15 protein-coding genes are annotated in these 17165 nt (G+C 71.5%); 7 read left to right on the forward strand and 8 right to left on the reverse strand.

The window, feature by feature from the left end:
- Positions 1 to 26 precede the first annotated feature (26 nt).
- The 4 genes from V6U88_RS18055 (at position 27) to mshC (ending at position 3542) form a co-directional block, all read left to right on the forward strand.
- A complete protein-coding gene (locus V6U88_RS18055) occupies positions 27 to 731 on the forward strand; it encodes a histidine phosphatase family protein (protein WP_334454475.1) in 705 nt (234 codons plus the stop codon).
- 111 nt (positions 732 to 842) lie between these two features.
- Entirely contained in the window at positions 843 to 1421 is a 579-nt protein-coding gene (locus tag V6U88_RS18060; protein ID WP_334454477.1) for a DUF3090 domain-containing protein, read from the forward strand.
- Complete coding sequence (locus tag V6U88_RS18065) at positions 1418 to 2236, forward strand: SCO1664 family protein (RefSeq protein ID WP_334454479.1); 819 nt, start codon at positions 1418 to 1420, stop codon at positions 2234 to 2236. Before V6U88_RS18060 ends, V6U88_RS18065 begins: the two co-directional genes overlap by 4 nt.
- Positions 2237 to 2303: 67 nt before the next feature.
- Positions 2304 to 3542, forward strand: a complete 1239-nt coding sequence (gene mshC, locus V6U88_RS18070; RefSeq protein WP_334454481.1) for a cysteine--1-D-myo-inosityl 2-amino-2-deoxy-alpha-D-glucopyranoside ligase — start codon at positions 2304 to 2306, stop codon at positions 3540 to 3542.
- 129 nt (positions 3543 to 3671) lie between these two features.
- On the opposite strand, the gene V6U88_RS18075 is transcribed toward mshC, so the two are convergent.
- Positions 3672 to 4463 (reverse strand): GntR family transcriptional regulator, encoded by a 792-nt coding sequence (locus V6U88_RS18075; RefSeq protein WP_334454483.1) that lies wholly within the window; start codon positions 4461 to 4463, stop codon positions 3672 to 3674.
- 125 nt (positions 4464 to 4588) lie between these two features.
- Positions 4589 to 5458, reverse strand: coding sequence for a PAC2 family protein (locus tag V6U88_RS18080; RefSeq protein ID WP_334454485.1), 870 nt, complete (start codon positions 5456 to 5458; stop codon positions 4589 to 4591).
- A 260-nt stretch (positions 5459 to 5718) separates the two neighbouring features.
- Here V6U88_RS18080 and metH point away from each other — a divergent pair, with 260 nt between their 5' ends.
- The gene (gene metH / locus V6U88_RS18085) at positions 5719 to 9234 is read left to right on the forward strand and encodes a methionine synthase (protein WP_334454487.1); all 3516 of its coding nucleotides are present in this window, start codon (positions 5719 to 5721) and stop codon (positions 9232 to 9234) included.
- A 93-nt stretch (positions 9235 to 9327) separates the two neighbouring features.
- Here the strand turns inward: metH and V6U88_RS18090 are convergent, their stop codons facing one another.
- Positions 9328 to 9732, reverse strand: coding sequence for a RidA family protein (locus V6U88_RS18090; protein ID WP_334454488.1), 405 nt, complete (start codon positions 9730 to 9732; stop codon positions 9328 to 9330).
- 564 nt (positions 9733 to 10296) lie between these two features.
- Between V6U88_RS18090 and V6U88_RS18095 the strand changes: the two genes are divergently transcribed.
- On the forward strand, positions 10297 to 11490 hold the full coding sequence (locus V6U88_RS18095; RefSeq protein ID WP_334454490.1) for a low temperature requirement protein A: 1194 nt from the start codon (positions 10297 to 10299) through the stop codon (positions 11488 to 11490).
- A 168-nt stretch (positions 11491 to 11658) separates the two neighbouring features.
- Here V6U88_RS18095 and V6U88_RS18100 read toward each other — a convergent pair whose 3' ends face one another.
- Together V6U88_RS18100 and V6U88_RS18105 are read right to left on the reverse strand one after the other, a co-directional pair.
- Positions 11659 to 12399, reverse strand: coding sequence for a class I SAM-dependent DNA methyltransferase (locus V6U88_RS18100; RefSeq protein ID WP_334454491.1), 741 nt, complete (start codon positions 12397 to 12399; stop codon positions 11659 to 11661).
- Between the two features lie 41 nt (positions 12400 to 12440).
- A complete protein-coding gene (locus tag V6U88_RS18105) occupies positions 12441 to 12980 on the reverse strand; it encodes a DUF4240 domain-containing protein (protein ID WP_334454493.1) in 540 nt (179 codons plus the stop codon).
- 97 nt (positions 12981 to 13077) lie between these two features.
- Here V6U88_RS18105 and V6U88_RS18110 point away from each other — a divergent pair, with 97 nt between their 5' ends.
- Complete coding sequence (locus V6U88_RS18110) at positions 13078 to 13656, forward strand: dienelactone hydrolase family protein (protein ID WP_334454495.1); 579 nt, start codon at positions 13078 to 13080, stop codon at positions 13654 to 13656.
- Between the two features lie 52 nt (positions 13657 to 13708).
- Here the strand turns inward: V6U88_RS18110 and V6U88_RS18115 are convergent, their stop codons facing one another.
- The 3 genes from V6U88_RS18115 to V6U88_RS18125 form a co-directional block, all read right to left on the reverse strand.
- Positions 13709 to 14020, reverse strand: a complete 312-nt coding sequence (locus V6U88_RS18115; RefSeq protein WP_334454497.1) for a hypothetical protein — start codon at positions 14018 to 14020, stop codon at positions 13709 to 13711.
- A gap of 269 nt (positions 14021 to 14289) precedes the next feature.
- Positions 14290 to 15660: a glycosyl hydrolase family 18 protein gene (locus V6U88_RS18120; RefSeq protein WP_334454499.1), complete on the reverse strand. Its 1371-nt coding sequence runs from the start codon at positions 15658 to 15660 to the stop codon at positions 14290 to 14292.
- A 401-nt stretch (positions 15661 to 16061) separates the two neighbouring features.
- Entirely contained in the window at positions 16062 to 17132 is a 1071-nt protein-coding gene (locus V6U88_RS18125) for a sigma-70 family RNA polymerase sigma factor (RefSeq protein WP_334454501.1), read from the reverse strand.
- Between the last annotated feature and the right edge of the window lie 33 nt (positions 17133 to 17165).

Here is a 17165-nt window from a genome sequence, read left to right on the forward strand (position 1 = left end):
CTCCGGCCTGCGCCTAGGGTGGTGTCGTGGCGACCCTTCTGCTTCTGCGACACGGCCGGACGACGGCGAACGCCGACGGGGGGCTGGCCGGCCGCCAGCCGGTCGAGCTGGACGACACCGGGCGGGCCCAGGCCGCTGCGGTCGGCGAGCGGCTTCGCGCGCTGCCCCTGGCCACGGTGGTGACCAGTCCGCTGATCCGCTGCCGGCAGACCCTGGAGCTGGCGTTGCCGCAGGTCGAGCCGGTGGTCGAGGAGGGCCTGATCGAGTGCGGCTACGGCGCCTGGGAGGGGCAGCCGCTGAAGAAGCTGGCCAAGGAGCCGCTCTGGCCGGTGGTGCAGCAGCACCCGAGCGCGGCGGTCTTCCCCGAGGGGGAGTCGATGGCGGCGATGGCCGCGCGGGCGGTCGCCGCGGTGCGCAGCTGGGACGCGGCGGTCACCGCCGAGCACGGGCCGGAGGCGGTCTGGCTGGCGTGCAGCCACGGCGATGTGATCAAGGCCATCGTGGCGGACGCGCTCGGCGTACACCTGGATCTGTTCCAGCGCATCGTCGCGGACCCGGCGTCGGTCACCGCGATCCGCTACACGCCGCTGCGGCCCTTCCTGGTCCGGCTCAACGACACCGGCGGCGACCTCGCCGGGCTGGTGCCGCCGCCGCGCAAGCGGCGCCGGCGGGCGACCCGGCCGACCGACTCGGACGCCGCGGTGGGCGGCGGCGCCGGCGCGGCCGGGTGAGTCGCCCGCCACGCCCGACCGGGCGCCGCGCGGCCCGCGGCGTTTCGCCCTGGGCTGAACCACCCTCGGTGCGGTGCGCGACGCTCCCGCGCGCCGGATAGGGTCGTGGGTATGACCCACCAGGTGCACGCCTTCGAGCCGCCGGAGCGGTTCGTCGCCGGGACCGTCGGGCCACCGGGGGAGCGCACGTTCTTCCTCCAGGCGCGCGGCGGCGGCCGGCTGGTCAGCGTCGCGCTGGAGAAGGTGCAGGTGTCCCTGCTCGCCGAGAAGCTGGAGGAGCTGCTCGCCGAGGCCCAGCGCCGCTTCGGCGTCGACCTGCCCGAGGCGCCCGCCGTCGTCGGCGACAACGAGCCGCTGGACACCCCGGTCGACGAGGAGTTCCGGGTCGGCACCCTCGGCCTGGCCTTCGACGTCGACAGCGCGACCGTGGTGATCGAGGCGATCGCGGCCGGCGAGACCGAGGCCGAGGTCGAGCTGGGCGACGAGGAGGACGACGACGAGGACGACGTCGAGGAGCCGGACGAGGACCTCGACCGGCTCCGGGTCCGGCTGACTCCCGAGGCGACCCGCGAGTTCATCGAGCGGGCCCGCCGGGTGGTCAACGCCGGCCGTCCGCCCTGCCCGCTCTGTGGCCAGCCGCTCGACCCCGCCGGGCACCTCTGCCCGCGGCACAACGGTTACCACCGGTGACCTCGTCGGAGTTGCAGCCCCGCCAGGACGGCAGCGCGGCGCTCCGGCTGCTGCGCGACGGTGAGCTGACCCTGGAGGGGCGGCTGGTCGACGCCTCCAACACCACGCTGCGCGGGATCCTGACCCTGGACGGGCGGACGGCCCGCTGCGTCTACAAGCCGGTGCGCGGCGAGCGCCCGCTGTGGGACTTCCCCGACGGCACCCTGGCCGGCCGGGAGGTCGCCGCCTACCTGGTCTCCCGGGCCACCGGGTGGGACCTGGTGCCGCCGACCGTGCTGCGCGACGGCCCGTTCGGGCCCGGTTCCTGCCAGCTCTGGATCGACGAGCCCGACGACGCGGAGCCGCTGGTCGGCTTCGTGCCCGCCGGGGCGGTGCCGCCGCGCTGGATCCCGGTCGCCGCGGCCCGCGACGACGACGGCGCCGCGTACGCCCTGGCGCACGCCGACGACCCGCGGCTGGCCCGGCTGGCGGTGCTCGACGCGGTGCTGAACAACGCCGACCGTAAGGGCGGTCACGTGCTCGTCGGCCCGGACGACCGCCTCTACGGGGTGGATCACGGCGTCTGCTTCCACGTGGAGGAGAAGCTGCGGACGGTGCTGTGGGGCTGGGCCGGCCGGCAGCTGCCGCCGGACGCGGTGGAGATGCTCGACACGCTGGCCGGTCAGGTCGCCGGCGAGCTGGGCGAGGAGCTCGCCGCCCACCTGACGATCGGGGAGATCGCCGAGCTGACGGCCCGGGTCGACCGGCTGCGCGACACCGGCCGGTACCCGAACCCTCCGCAGGACTGGCCGGCCATGCCCTGGCCGCCCATGTGAGCCGCTGTCACGTTGATCACCCGTAGGGTGCCTGTCCACCGCCGGACGGCTCGTTAGGCTGACGGTCATGGAGTCTTGGGCGGGACATGAGGTGCCACGGCTGCCGGGCGGCGGCGGGCCACTGGGCTTGTACGACTCGGCGCGGCGCGGCGTGCACCCCAGCCGCCCCGACGGCGCGGCCACCATGTACGTCTGCGGCATCACCCCGTACGACGCCACCCACCTCGGCCACGCCGCCACCATGATCACGTTCGACCTGGTCCAGCGGCTGTGGCGCGACGCCGGGCTGAACGTCCGGTACGTGCAGAACGTCACCGACATCGACGACCCGCTGCTGGAGCGCGCGGCCCGCGACGGCGAGGACTGGAAGGTCCTGGCCATGCGGGAGACGGCGCTGTTCCGGGAGGACATGGAGGCACTGCGGATCATCCCGCCGGAGCACTACGTCGGCGCGGTGGAGTCGATCCCGGACATCGCCGAGAAGGTCCTCGTCCTGCTCAAGGACGGTGCCGCGTACCGCCTCGACGACGGCACCGGCGACGTGTACTTCGACATCTCGGCCGCCCCGGCGTTCGGCTACGAGTCGAACCTGACCCGGGAGCAGATGCTGGAGATCTTCCCGGAGCGCGGCGGCGATCCCGACCGGCCCGGCAAGCGCGACCCGCTCGACCCGCTACTGTGGCGCGGCGCCCGCGAGGGCGAGCCGTCCTGGCCGGGTGGCGAGCTGGGCGCCGGCCGCCCCGGCTGGCACATCGAGTGCGCGGTGATCGCGCTGAGCCTGCTCGGCGACCGGATCGACGTGCAGGGCGGCGGCAACGACCTGATCTTCCCGCACCACGAGTGCTCCGCCGCGCACGCCGAGCGGCTCACCGGCCAGGCGCCCTTCGCCGACCACTACGTGCACGCCGGCATGATCGGCCTGGACGGCGAGAAGATGTCGAAGTCCCGGGGCAACCTGGTCTTCGTCTCCCGGCTGCGGGCCGACAAGGTCGACCCGATGGCGGTGCGGCTGGGCCTGATGTCCGGGCACTACCGCGCCGACCGCGCCTGGACCGACGACCTCCTCACCACCGCGCAGGCGCGCCTGGACCGCTGGCGGCGGGCCGCCGCCGCGCCCGCCGGGCCGTCCGGGGCGGAGTTCCTGGCCGGGGTACGCGCCCGGCTCGCCGACGACCTCGACACCCCGGGCGCCCTGGCGCTGGCCGACGACTGGGCCGACCGCGCCCTGGCCGGCACCGGTGACGATGCGCAGGGACCCGCCCTCTTCGCCGACACCGTCGACGCCCTCCTCGGCATCCGCCTCTGAGCTCGGCCCCGCGCTGAGCGGGTCGTAGCCCCGTGATCCAGTCGCATTCACCGGCACGACACGTCGTCCGCGGTGTCGGAGAATGCGACTGGATCATGAAGGTCAGGGGCCGGTGGCGGGCGGCATGCGTCAGCCGAGGACCAGGCCGGGGTCGGGGTCCTGGTCGGGGGCCGGGGCGGGGATCTTGTACTCCTCGGTGAGGGTGGTCATCGGGCCGGGCCAGGTGGCCTGGGCGACCTCGATGGGCTTGCGCTTCTCGTCGTAGGCGACGTGCAGCAGGTGCAGCACCGGGGTGTCCGGACGGATCTGGAGGGTCTCCGCCTCCTCCCGGCTGGGCTGGCGGGCGCTGATGGTGTCGGTGGCCGAGACGTACCGGCGGCCGGTGGCCTCCTCGGCCTCCTGGTATAGCGGGCGGCCGAACGCCTCGGCCCGCTCCAGCGAGGTGCCGGCGGTGTCGGCCGGGAGGAACCAGGAGGCGCCCACCTCGACCGGCGAGTCCTCGGTGCGCACCAGGTGCCGACGGCAGAGCAGTTCGGTGCCGTCGGTCACTCCGAACGCGTCGGCGACCTCCGGTGGGGCGGGAACGCGGCCGACGGAGACCAGTTGCTGCCGGTACCGGGCCGCCAGGTCGGTGTGGTAACCGCGGAAGCCGCCGTAGCGGCCCCGGGAGAGCCGGTTGAGCCGGCGGCGGGTGCCCCGCACGTACGTACCCGAGCCGGGCTTGGTGATCAGGATGCCCTCGACCCGCAGCTGGTCGACGGCGCGCTGCACGGTCTGCTTCGCCACGCCGAACATCTCGGCGATGGCCGGGATGGACGGCAGCCGCTCGCCCGGTGCCCAGTCACCGCGGCGCACTTGGGCCTTGAGCTGCGCGGCGATCTGCCGGTGGGGGAACTCGGCGGCCCCCGGGTTGATCTGCACACCCGCCTCCTCATACCACTAGGTTCCTAGGATGCCCTACGCGGCGTGACCCGCGCCACCCCGGACACGCACAGAACGGCCCCGGACGCGAACGTCCGGGGCCGATGACTCGGTGGGGAAGGGCGTTACCAGGAGCCCGCCGTGGGGCCGGCGGAACCGCCCCGGCGGCGCAGGTACTTCTCGAACTCCTGGGCGATCTCGTCCCCGGTCAACGGGGTGATGCCGGCGTCGCCGACCCGCTCCTCCAGCTCGCGGACGTACTCACCGAGCTCGGCGTCCTGCTCGGCGGCGCCGCGCACCCGCTGCTCCCACTCGGCGGCCTCCTCGGCCAGGTCGGCCATCGGCACCGGCAGGTCGAGCACCTCCTCGACCCGGTGCAGCAGGGCGAGGGTGGCCTTGGGGCAGGGCGGGTTGTTGGCGTAGTGCGGCACGTGCACCCAGAACGAGACCGCGTCGACCTCGGCGCGGGTGCAGGCGTCCTGCAACACGCCGACGATGCCGGTCGGCCCGTCGTACCGGGTGGGGGTGAGCTGGTAGCGCTGGGCGGCCTCCGCGTCGGAGGCGCTGCCGCTGATCGGCAGGGGACGGGTGTACGGCACGTCGGCCAGCAGCGCGCCGAGCAGCACCACCCGCTCGACCTCGAGGCTGTGGCAGATCTCCAGCACCTGCTCGCAGAAGGTGCGCCAGCGCATGCTGGGCTCGATGCCGCGGATCAGCACCACGTCCCGCTCGGTGCCCTCCGGGCTGGCCACCATGAACTTCGTGGTGGGCCACTCGACCCGCCGGGTCTCACCGTCGGCCATCGTGATCGTCGGGCGGCTGACCTGGAAGTCGTAGAAGTCCTCCGGGTCCAGTTCGGTGACCGGCCGGGCCTGCCAGACCTGCTCCAGGTGCTCCACGGCGGCGGTGGAGGCGTCGGCGGCGTCGTTCCAGCCCTCGAAGGCGGCGATCGCCACCGGGGACCGCAGCACCGGCAGCCCGTCGAACTCGGTCACGCCGTCACCTCACCCTGCTCGTCTCCGACGGCGCCGGGCGCCGACCCGGTCCTCCGCCGGCCGTGCACGGTGGCGTCCCTGTTGTCCTTCACGTCCGCCAGCCTACGTGGCGGCGCCAGGTGCGGCCCGTCGGCCGCGCCGGTCCGCCGCCCCGCCCGGCCGCCGAAAGGGTGCGAAAGGGATACGGGTTGCCGTGGGCAGAATGTGGGACCGGCGGTGGCTGTCGACCGATCGCCCGGTCGTCGCATTAACCTGGACCGGTGCGGACTTCGTTGCTGGATGTGCTGGCCGACCGGATCCTCGTCGCCGACGGGGCGATGGGGACGATGTTGCAGGCTGCCGACCTGACACTCGACGACTTCGAGGGCCTGGAGGGGTGCAACGAGATCCTCAACGTCACCCGCCCGGACGTGGTGCGCGGCGTGCACGAGGCGTACCTGGCCGCCGGGGCGGACTGTGTGGAGACGAACACCTTCGGCGCCAACCTCGCCAACCTCGCCGAGTACGACATCCCCGAGCGGATCCGGGAACTCTCCGCCGCCGGCGCGCGGATCGCCCGGGAGGCGGCCGACGCGTACGCCACCGCGGAGCGGCCCCGGTTCGTGCTCGGGTCGATCGGGCCGGGCACCAAGCTGCCCACCCTCGGGCACACCGCCTACGCCACGCTGCGCGACGCGTACCAGGAGAACGCCGCCGGCCTGATCGAGGGCGGCTCGGACGCGCTGATCGTGGAGACCTGCCAGGACCTGCTCCAGGTCAAGGCGGCGGTGGTCGGCTGCCACCGGGCGATGGCCGAGCTGGGCCGGAAGGTGCCGATCATCTGCCACGTGGCGGTGGAGACCACCGGCACCATGCTGGTGGGCAGCGAGATCGGGGCGGCGCTGGCGGCCATCGAGCCGCTGGGCGTGGACCTGATCGGGCTGAACTGCTCGACCGGCCCGGCCGAGATGGGCGAGCACCTGCGCTACCTGTCCCAGCACTCGCGGATCCCGCTGTCGGTGATGCCGAACGCGGGCCTGCCGGTGCTGACGGCGGACGGGGCGTACTTCCCGCTGACCCCGGTGGAGCTGGCCGACGCGCTGGAGCGGTTCGTCACCGAGTACGGCGTGACGCTGGTCGGCGGCTGCTGCGGCACCACCCCGGAGCACATCCGGGTGCTGGCCGAGCGGCTGCACGGCGCGACCCCGGTGCCGCGCGAGCCGCGGCACGAGCCGGGCGTCTCCTCGATCTACCACCCGGTGCCGTTCGCGCAGGATGCCTCGGTGCTGATGGTGGGGGAGCGGACCAACGCCAACGGTTCCAAGGCGTTCCGCGAGGCCATGCTCGCCGCCGACTGGCAGGCCTGTGTGGAGATTGCCCGCAGCCAGGCCCGGGACGGCTCGCACCTGCTCGACCTCTGTGTCGACTACGTCGGCCGGGACGGCACGCAGGACATGCGTGAGCTGGCCGGGCGCTTCGCCACCGCCTCCACCTTGCCGATCATGCTGGACTCCACCGAGCCGGCGGTGATCGAGGCGGGGCTGGAGATGCTCGGCGGCCGGTGCGTGGTCAACTCGGTGAACTTCGAGGACGGTGACGGGCCCGAGTCCCGCTACGCCCGGGTGATGCCGATCGTCAAGGAGCACGGCGCCGCCGTGGTGGCGCTGCTGATCGACGAGGAGGGGCAGGCGCGGACCGCCGAGTGGAAGGTCCGGGTCGCGAGCCGCCTCATCGAGGACCTCACCGGGCGGTGGGGGATGGACCGCTCCGACATCCTGATCGACGCGCTGACCTTCCCGATCGCCACCGGTCAGGAGGAGACCCGGCGCGACGGCATCGAGACGATCGAGGCGATCCGGGAGATCGCCCGGCGCTATCCCGGCGTCAACTTCACCCTGGGCATCTCCAACGTGTCGTTCGGGCTGAACCCGGCGGCCCGGCAGGTGCTCAACTCGGTGTTCCTGCACGAGTGCCAGCAGGCCGGCCTGACCAGCGCCATCGTGCACGCCAGCAAGATCCTGCCGATCAGCCGGATCCCGGACGAGCAGCGGGAGGTGGCGCTGGACCTGGTCTACGACCGGCGCCGCGAGGGGTACGACCCGGTGCAGCGGTTCATCGAGGCGTTCGAGGGCGTGGACGCGGCGTCGGCGCGGGCCGGGCGGGCCGAGGAACTGGCCGCCCTGCCGCTGGACGAGCGGCTCAAGCGGCGGATCATCGACGGTGAGCGCAATGGCCTGGAGGCCGACCTGGACGCGGCGATGGCCGGCGGCCGGTCCCCGCTGTCGATCATCAACGATCTGCTGCTCGACGGCATGAAGGTCGTCGGCGAGCTGTTCGGCTCCGGGCAGATGCAGCTGCCGTTCGTGTTGCAGTCGGCCGAGGTGATGAAGACGGCGGTGGCCTACCTGGAGCCGCACATGGAGACGGCCGAGGACGGCGGCAAGGGCCGCATCGTGCTCGCCACCGTCCGCGGCGACGTGCACGACATCGGCAAGAACCTGGTCGACATCATCCTGTCGAACAACGGCTACGAGGTCGTCAACATCGGCATCAAGCAGCCGATCAACGCGATCCTGGACGCCGCCGAGGAGCACCGCGCCGACGCGATCGGAATGTCCGGCCTGCTGGTCAAGAGCACCGTGATCATGAAGGAGAACCTGGCCGAGATGGCCTCCCGCGGGGTGGCCGAACGCTGGCCGGTGCTGCTCGGCGGGGCCGCGCTCACCCGTGCGTACGTCGAGGACGACCTGCGGGCGATGTTCCCCGGCCAGGTGCACTACGCCCGCGACGCCTTCGAGGGGCTGTCCCTGATGGACCGGGTGATGACGGCCAAGCGCGGTGGCGCGCCGGTGGTCGACCCGGAGCGGGAGGCCGCCCTGGCCGCCCGGCGGGCCCGCCGGGAGCGGCAGCGCACGATGGTCACCGAGGCGCTGCCCGAGCTGCACGACGCCTCGGTCCGCTCCGACGTGGCCACCGACGTGGAGGTGCCCACCCCGCTGTTCTTCGGCACCCGGGTGGTCAAGGGCGTGCCGCTGGCCGACTACGCGGCGCTGCTCGACGAGCGGGCGACCTTCCTCGGGCAGTGGGGGTTGCGCGGGGCCCGGGGCGGCAAGGGCCCGTCCTACGAGGAGCTGGTGGAGACCGAGGGCCGGCCCCGGCTGCGGTACTGGCTGGACCGGCTGACCGCCGACAAGGTGCTCGAGGCGGCGGTGGTGTACGGCTACTTCCCCGCGTACGCCGAGGGCAACGACCTGGTGGTGCTCGACGAGAACGGCAGCGTCGAGCGGGCCCGCTTCTCCTTCCCCCGGCAGCGGCAGGAGCGGCGGCTCTGCCTGGCCGACTTCTTCCGGCCCAAGGGCGACCAGCTGGACGTGGTGGCGTTGCAGCTGGTCACCGTCGGGCAGCCGATCAGCGAGTACACCGCGAAGATGTTCGCCAGCAACGAGTACCGCGACTACCTGGAGGTGCACGGTCTGTCCGTGCAGCTCACCGAGGCGCTCGCCGAGTACTGGCACCGGCGGGTCCGCGCGGAGCTGACCCTGCCCGGTGGCCGTAGCGTCGCCGACGACGACCCGGCGGACCTGGCCGGCCTGCTGCGCACCGACTACCGGGGCTGCCGGTACGCGTTCGGCTACCCGGCCTGCCCGGACCTGGAGGACCGCGCGAAGATCGTGGAGCTGCTGGGCGCGGAGCGGATCGGGGTGCAGCTGTCGGAGGAGTTCCAGCTGGTGCCGGAGCAGGCGACGGACGCGATCGTGGTGCACCACCCGGAGGCGAACTACTTCAACGCCAAGTGATCAGCGCAGGGGCTCTGGATCTGCGAAAGCGTGCCGGGGGTGGCCCCGTCGTGGTGCCTACGGCCCCGGGCGGGCCTCCCCGGCTGGCGTGCGTCAGGAGCCGATGTCCAGGCGGACGACGGCCCCGATCTCGACGAGTTGGGCCGGTAGAGCCAGTTCCACCACTCCACTGGCGGTGCTGGTCGGACGGTGGTCCCCGAAGTACCGTGCGTGTGCCGCAGCCGCTGCGTTGAAGTGTTCGGACAGGCCCACGACGAGGACTGTGGTCTCTACCACCTGGCGTCGGGAAGCGCCAAAGTGTGCCAGCACCTTGTCCAGATTGTCGAACGTTGCCTTCACCTGGGCGTCGAAGTCGCCCTCCCCCACGAAGTTCCCCTCGGCGTCGTGCGCGAGCTGCCCTGAGATGTAGATCGTGTCTCCGACCTGCATCGCCTGGCTGTATCCGAACAGACCCTCCCAGGGAACGTTGTAATTGAACGACTTCACGGTGGTGCTCAAGAGCCCTCCATTTGAGATCAAGTAACCAGGACGCGGAAGTCGGTTAAGAGTCGGAGTCGAAGGACTTCGCTGAGCAGGCGGCAACGGCCTTCGCCTGCCTCGATGCGCTGATGCCGCGCATCGATCGCGGTCTTCCACGAGAAGAATCCATGTTTCTTCTTCAGGTTACGGGAAGCCTGCATTCGCCCCGGAAGTCGCGGGATCCTGAGCTGCTGCGGGCAGGCAGTTTTCTTTCTTGGCAGCCTACTTGAGAAAGTGGTGAGAGACGCCGAGATGGCGGATGATCCAACGCCGCAAGAGGACCGGCCGCTTGAAGAAGGAGCTGAATGGACTTCGCGAGGAGCCTTCGGAGGTCGGAGAAGAAGTGGGTCGCGACCAGGATCCCTTCGAGTCCGCCGATCCTGTCGGCTGTACGCGACATGCGCGTCGGGCGGGGGCCCGCCGAGAGGGTCTAGCAGCGGATCAGTCAGCCGACCAGGGTTCCGCCTATCCGCGTCGGGGGCCCTGACCGGCGTGGTACGACTGCGTCAACAGTGGCGCGAGGCGGACGGAAACGGGCGGAAGATGACGGTCGGCGGCTTGCGTGGTCTCCGTGGCCGCGAGGGGGAGCTCCTGCTCGACCTGGTCTATGTCTTCGCGCTCACCCGGATCTCGGAGCGGCTGATCGTCGACTTGACCACACAGGGGCGGGTCGTTCTGCCAGAACTCGGGCAGACGGCGTTGTTGCTGCTGGCCCTCTGGTTGACCTGGGTCCGCGCGGCGATGGTGACCAGCGCCTTCGATCCGCGAAGAGGGGCGATCCGGCTCGTGCTCGTCCTGGTCATGTTCGGCAGCATGATTGTGGCGGTTACGCTGCCCTTTGCGTTCGGCGATCGAGGCGTGGTCTTCGCGGTCACCTATGTCGCCATCCAACTCGGCAAGTGCGTCGTGCTCCTACTCGGCCGGTACGACCGTGAACGGCACACCCCCGCGCGGGCACTCTGCTGGGCAGCGGTATCAGCCGTGCCCTGGATCGCCGGGGCGGTTCTCTTCCCGCAGAGTCCCGCGCGGGGGGTCCTGTGGACGCTGGCGTTGGCGCTGGACTACACGGGACTCACTCTCGGCTGGCCCATTCCGGGACTTGGCCGCACCCGTACCGAAGACTGGAAGCTCGCCGGCGAGCACATCGCCGAGCGGTTTCAGCAGTTCATCGTCATTGCGCTCGGTGAGACGATCCTGCTCACGGGAATGACGTTCGCCCAGGAGTTCACCCCCGATCGGGTGGTGCCGAGCGTCGTGTCCTTCGCCAGCACGATCCTGATGTGGCGAATCTACTTCCACCGCGCTGGGGCGGTGTTGCCCGCCGCCATCGAGGCCATCCCCAGCCCAGCCCGCTTCGGTCGGTCTGCTTTCCACAGCCACCTGGTCATCGTTACCGGCATCCTCGCCACCGGCGTTGGCCACGCACTGGTCATCCACCATCCGGTCGGACACGAGGATCCGCTGTGGCTCGCGGTCATCCTGGGTGGGCCCGCGCTGTTCCTGGCCGGGCGGTCCCGCCTCGAGTACGAGGTGTTCACCCGGGTGTCCGCGTCCCGGGTCATCGGACTTCTCGCGCTTGCCGCTCTGGCGCCGGTGCTGGTCCGCCTGCCGCCGCTGATCGGCACCAGCACCGCAGCCACCGTGCTGGCCGGGGTCGCGGCGTGGGACACGCTACGCGAGCACAAACACCCAGGTGAGGCGCCCTCGCCGCCCGAGTCGACCCGACAGCAACCCTGACAGCACACGAGGCGGGCGATGCCGGATCGCATCTGACACTGGCTCCCACACGACCGAGGTCACGCTCGTCGGACCGTGACTATGGATATCAAAAGGCCGACCAGCGGTGACTGACTGCGTCGGCATGCGTGCCGCGCAACGTACTCATGCAATCGCCTACTCGGACGGTCAGTCGGCAGGCTTCTCCCAGACCGAGACGTGCTGGCGGCTCTCGCTGGTGAACGGTCCCCGGTTCCACCCGTCCCAGCGGTCCCGCAGCCGCAGCCCGGCGAGCTGAGCCATCAGGTCCAGCTCCGCCGGCCACACGTACCGGAAGGGAATCGACCGGTACTCCCCGCGCCCGTCGACGATGCGTACGTAGTTGGAGCTGGTCGCCTGGGTGGCGACGTCGTAGACGTCGAACGCCCACCCGGTGGGGGAGACGTGGAAGGGCACGACGTTCTGGCCGGGCGGGAGCCGGCGCAGCTCGGGGACCAGCACCTCGATCACGAAGCAGCCGCCGGGAGCGAGGTGCGCGGCGACGTTGCGGAAGCAGGCCACCTGGGCCTCCTGAGTGGTCAGGTTCATGATCGTGTTGAAGACCAGGTACGCCAGGGAGAACGTGCCCTCCACCCGCGTGGTGGCGAAGTCCCCGATCGTCACGCCGATCGCGTCGCCGCCGGGCTTGGCGCGTAGCCGGTCGACCATCGCGCGGGACAGGTCGATGCCGTGTACCGGCACGCCGCGGGCGGCCAGCGGCAGCGCGACCCGTCCGGTCCCGATGCCCACCTCCAGGGCCCGGCCCGTGCCGGCGAGGTCGGCCAGCACGTCGACGGTGCTCCCCACGACCGCGGGGTCGAACATCTCCGTTGTCGGGTCGTCGTAGGTCGCCGCCACCGCTTCGCCGAAGTACCCGTCCGCGTCGTCCATCGCCGGACCGTACCGCCGGCGTCCTCCCGGACGCCTGCCAATTACCGGTCGTCCCAGGGGCGTGCGATCCAGGTGTTCCCGTCCAGGTACGCCATCAGCCTCGGGAAGCGCTGCCGCAGCTGCGCGGCGTCGCGCAGGTCAACCGGCCGGCCGCACGGCTCCTCCGGCCCGTCGTCCCCATCCACCTCGCAGGGCCGGCCGGTGAGTGCGATGTGCACCTCGGCGGGCAGGTGACGGAACCAGTCGACGCGCGCGTTGTGCCGGTCGCCCGCCAACTCGACGAGGTGGTCGGGGTCGTCCAGGACCCGCCGCAGCACCGGTCGGCCGTGAGAGACGATCCAGTCCTGGACCGACAGGAAGGTCTCGTCGTCGAAGGGACCGAGCAGCAGGGTGGCCGCGTCCCGGACCGGCCAGGTGAACAGCTCGGCCTGGGCGCGCAACCACCAGCGCTCGTATTCGATGAGTTCTTCCGGGCTCAGGGCTCGCAGCCGGCGCAGGACCAGCCGGGCGGCGTGCTCGCTGTCGGCGCCCGCCTCGGCGCGGCAGCTTTCCACGATGGCCCAGAAGGTCTCCTGCCGCACCGCGGCACCGTAACAGGGTCGGCTCGCGAGAATGTCGGGCGTGCCGGGCATCATCCTGGACGTCGCGCACGAGGAGATTCCACAAGAAGGACGTGGCATGGCTGAGGTGCTGTTGTTCCATCACGCGCAGGGGCTGACACCCGGTGTCCGCGATTTCGCCGACCGGCTGAGCGGGGACGGGCATACCGTGCACACCCCGGACCTCTACGACGGGAAGACCTTCGAGACCCTGGAGCAGGGTCTCGACTACGGCCGACAGGTCGGATTCGACGTGATCCTGGAGCGTGGTCGGCTCGCGGCCGAGGGGCTGCCCGCGGGGCTCGTGTACGCCGGGTTCTCGCTCGGGGTCATGCCGGCGCAACTGCTGGCCCAGACCCGATCGGGCGCGAAGGGCGCCCTGCTCTTTCACAGCTGCATCCCGACCTCGGAATTCGGCGGGGAGTGGCCGGCCGGGGTGCCGGTGCAGGTGCACGGGATGGACGCCGACGAGTTCTTCGTCGACGAGGGCGACCTCGACGCCGCCCAGGCCCTCGTCGCGGCGGCCCCGGACGCCGAGCTGTTCCTCTACCCGGGGCCGCAGCACCTGTTCGCCGACCGCAGCCTCTCCTCCTACGAGGAGCCGGCCGCCGCGCTGCTCACCGAACGCGTGCTGGCCTTCCTCGGCCGCGTGGGGTAGGCCCACGCCGGCCCGCGCCACCTGCGGGGACGCCGCGTTCGCGCCGTCCTGGTCACCGGGACGGCCGGTCGCTGCCACCCTCGCCGGTCGGTGGCAGCGAGTCGGGCAGCCCGAACCCGGCGAAGTGTTCGGCCCCCAGGAAGGAGGTGATTCCGGCGATCCGCCCGTCGCGCAGCGTCAGCACGTTGACCGACCAGGGAAGGTACGCCCCGGCGTCCTCGGTGCGCAGGTACGACGCCACCGCCGGTTGCCCGTTCGCGCTGGTCGTGCGGTGCTGCCAGCTCCCGCAGCGGGTCATCGGCAGCTCACGGGCGAAGTCACTGACCGCCGCCAGCCCTCGGTACCAGTGCGGCAGCGGCGGCATCGACCAGGCTCGCGGGTGGGGACGGATTGCAGGCTGACTCCGGCATGATCTGAGCGTTCGGCAGCCGGCTGCCGGACTTCCGCAATCCCATACCGTCGAGCGCAGAGAGCGCGTTGGACCAGGCGCTCCCGGGCAATGGCACGCGGGGGTCGCCGGGATTCAGCAGGTCCTCTGAGTGCTTCGCATTGCATACCGTCGCGTGTGGTCCTGCTGGCAAGCGTGCGGCCGCCGTCCGCGCCAGGCAGGCGCGGACGGCGGCCGCCGGTGGGTCAGGCCGGGAGGCGCCAGACCTGGTTGGCGCCGCCGAAGCAGTCCCAGATCTGCAGCCGGGTGCCGTTGGCGGAGCTGTTGTCGGTGGCGTCCAGGCACTTGTTCGATTGCGGGTTGCGCAGCGTGCCGTTGGCCTGTGCCTGCCAGACCTGGGCGCCCGTGCCGTTGCAGTCCCACAGCTGGACCTTGGCCCCGTTGGCGGTGGAGCCGCTGGTCACGTCGGCGCACTTGCCCAGGGCCCGGAGCGTGCCGTTGGTGGCCACCGTCCAGGTCTGCGCGGCGGTGCCGTTGCAGGTGTAAAGCTGGATGGCGGTGCCGTTGGCCGTGTTGGCCGCGGCGACGTCGACGCACTTGCCGCCGATGCCGGTGATCGGGCCGGTCGGTCCGCTCGGGGTGGTGCCGCCCATGACGGTGTCGTAGATCGCGCTGACCAGCGAGGTCGAGCCGGTGGTGTCCTGGGAAAGTTCCCAGTTCATCATTCCGCCGGCGTTGGCCAGTGCCCACTGGGTCTTGCGCTTGATTGTCGGGATGCCGTTGTAGCACTCCTGCACGCCGGCGACGGTCGTGCAGTCCCGATTGGCGTTGGCCGGGTCCATGCTGACCAGCGCGGAGTAGGTGTAGTAGCCGGGCCGGCTGTAGAACGGCACCCCGAGCACCGCCTTGCTGGCGGGCAGGCCGCGCGACTTCCACAGGTTCATGCTGTTGATCGACCAGTTGTAGTTGGCGTGCGGGCTGCCGCCGTCGTACGCCATGATGTTCAGCCAGTCGACGTAGCCGAACACCGCGGTCGGTACGCCGTCGACGTAGTAGCCTTCCGCGACCACGGCGGCGGTGAGGAGCTTCCCGCGGCTGTGCAGTGCGCTGCTGAGCTGCTGCATCAGCAGGGAGTAGTTGTTGGCCGAGGCGCCCGGGTCGGAGTACTCCCAGTCCATGTCGACGCCGTCGAGGTTGTACTGGTTGACGAAGCTGATGACGTTGCTGACGAATGCGTTGCGGGTGCCGGAATTGGCGGCGAGCGCCTCGAACGCGGAGTCGTTGCCGCCGTTCCAACCACCGATGGCGATCGACACCTTGACATTGTTGGCGTGCCCGAGCGACACGAGCGAGGAGAGCTTGCTGGGGTTCTCCACCGGGCGCAGGCTGCCGTCGTTGTTGGGCAGCACGAATGCGTAGTTGATGTGGGTGAGCTTGCTGTACTGGACCGTGTTGACGTTGCCGGCCCAGGACGGCATGTAGCCGACGCTCTTGAAATTGTTGGGCAGGACCGCGGCTTCGGCCGCGACTGGGGTCAGGGTGAGGGCCGAGCCAGTGACCAGTGCGAGCAGACCGGCGGCCAGGGCGAAGCGGCGGCGGGGACGTGGTGAGGACATCGAGGACCTCCCGTTGGGCGGGTTACGGCGTCCTGCTGCCCCGGCCGGCGCTGGGTGGGACAGCCGCCGGGACGGGCGTACGAGCAGGACAGGGACGGTCTCCTCGAGGCAGGCAAATCTTAAGGACTATTAACTAAAGCGTCAACATGTTCATCGATGAGTGGATCCTCGACCGGTCGGGTGGCTTGTACCGGTTACACCGTCCGCCCCCGAACCTGTACGAGGGACGGTCTTCGACGCCCTTGGGCAGGGCCGGCCCACGCCCGGGAGGTCGGGTTCGGCACGATCATGGAGCGCGGGTGTGTGGCCGCCGATGGGGGTAGGCGCCGACTCGCAAGTGCGCGAGGACGAGGTTGTGACAGACAGCTCCGATCACCCGTCCCCGCTCGTCAGCAGCGCGCTTACGGGGGGCCGGGATGATCGTCGCTGACCGGCGGCAGCGAGTCGGGCAGCCCGAACCCGGGGAAGTGTTCGGCTCCCAGGAAGGAGGTGATTCCGGCGATCCGCCCGTCGCGCAGCGTCAGCACGTTGACCGACCAGGGAAGGTACGCCCCGGCGTCCTCGGTGCGCAGGTACGACGCCACCGCCGGTTGCCCGTTCGCGCTGGTCGTGCGGTGCTGCCAGCTCCCGCAGCGGGTCATCGGCAGCTCGCGGGCGAAGTCGGTGACCGCCGCCAGCCCTCGGTACCAGTGCGGCAGCGGCGGCATCGACCAGGTGACGTCCTCGGTCAGCAGGGCGACCAGGGCGTCGGTGTCGCGGTTCTCCAGGGCGGTGGCGTAGCCGGTGACGATCTCCCGCAGCCGGGCGTCGTCGATGCTGCGGAGGGTCTGCTGCTGACTGGCCGGGGGCACCCGGTCGGCGACGAGCCGCCGGGCGCGGGCCAGCGCGGAGTTCACGGAGGTGACGGAGGTGCGCATCATGGTGGCGATCTCGGCCGCGGTGAACCCCAGCACCTCGAAGAGCAGCAGCGCCGCCCGCTGGTTGCCCGGCAGGTGCTGCAGGGCCGCGACGAAGGCCAGCTCGACGGCCTCGCGCTGCTCGTAGCGCGCGTCGGGGGCGGCCGGACCGCCGGCCAGCCCGGCGTCGGGGTAGGGGCCGAGCCAGGCGACGTGACCCGCCGGCGCGTCGTCCAGCACCGCCCGGTCGCTGGACGGGCCGAGGTCGACCGGGAGCGCCCGGCGGCCCCGGCCGGCCACGACGTCCAGGCAGGTGCGGGTGGCCACCGTGTACAGCCACGAGCGCACCGAGCTGCGCCCCTCGAAGCGCGGCAGCGCGCGCCACGCCCGCAGCAGCGCCTCCTGCAGGGCGTCGTCGGCGTCGTGGGCGGAGCCGAGCATCCGGTAGCAGTGCGCGTGCAGCTCGCGGCGCAGCGGGGCCACCAGCTCGGCGAAGGCGACCTGGTCGCCCGCGCGGGCCCGGTCCAGGGCCGCGTCGGCAGCGCCGTCGGCGACGCGCGGAGAAACAACGCTCACGAGCGACGATTCTGCCGTACGACGGGAGTCTCC

This window comes from Micromonospora sp. CPCC 205739 (assembly GCF_036906795.1).
Taxonomy (GTDB): domain Bacteria; phylum Actinomycetota; class Actinomycetes; order Mycobacteriales; family Micromonosporaceae; genus Micromonospora.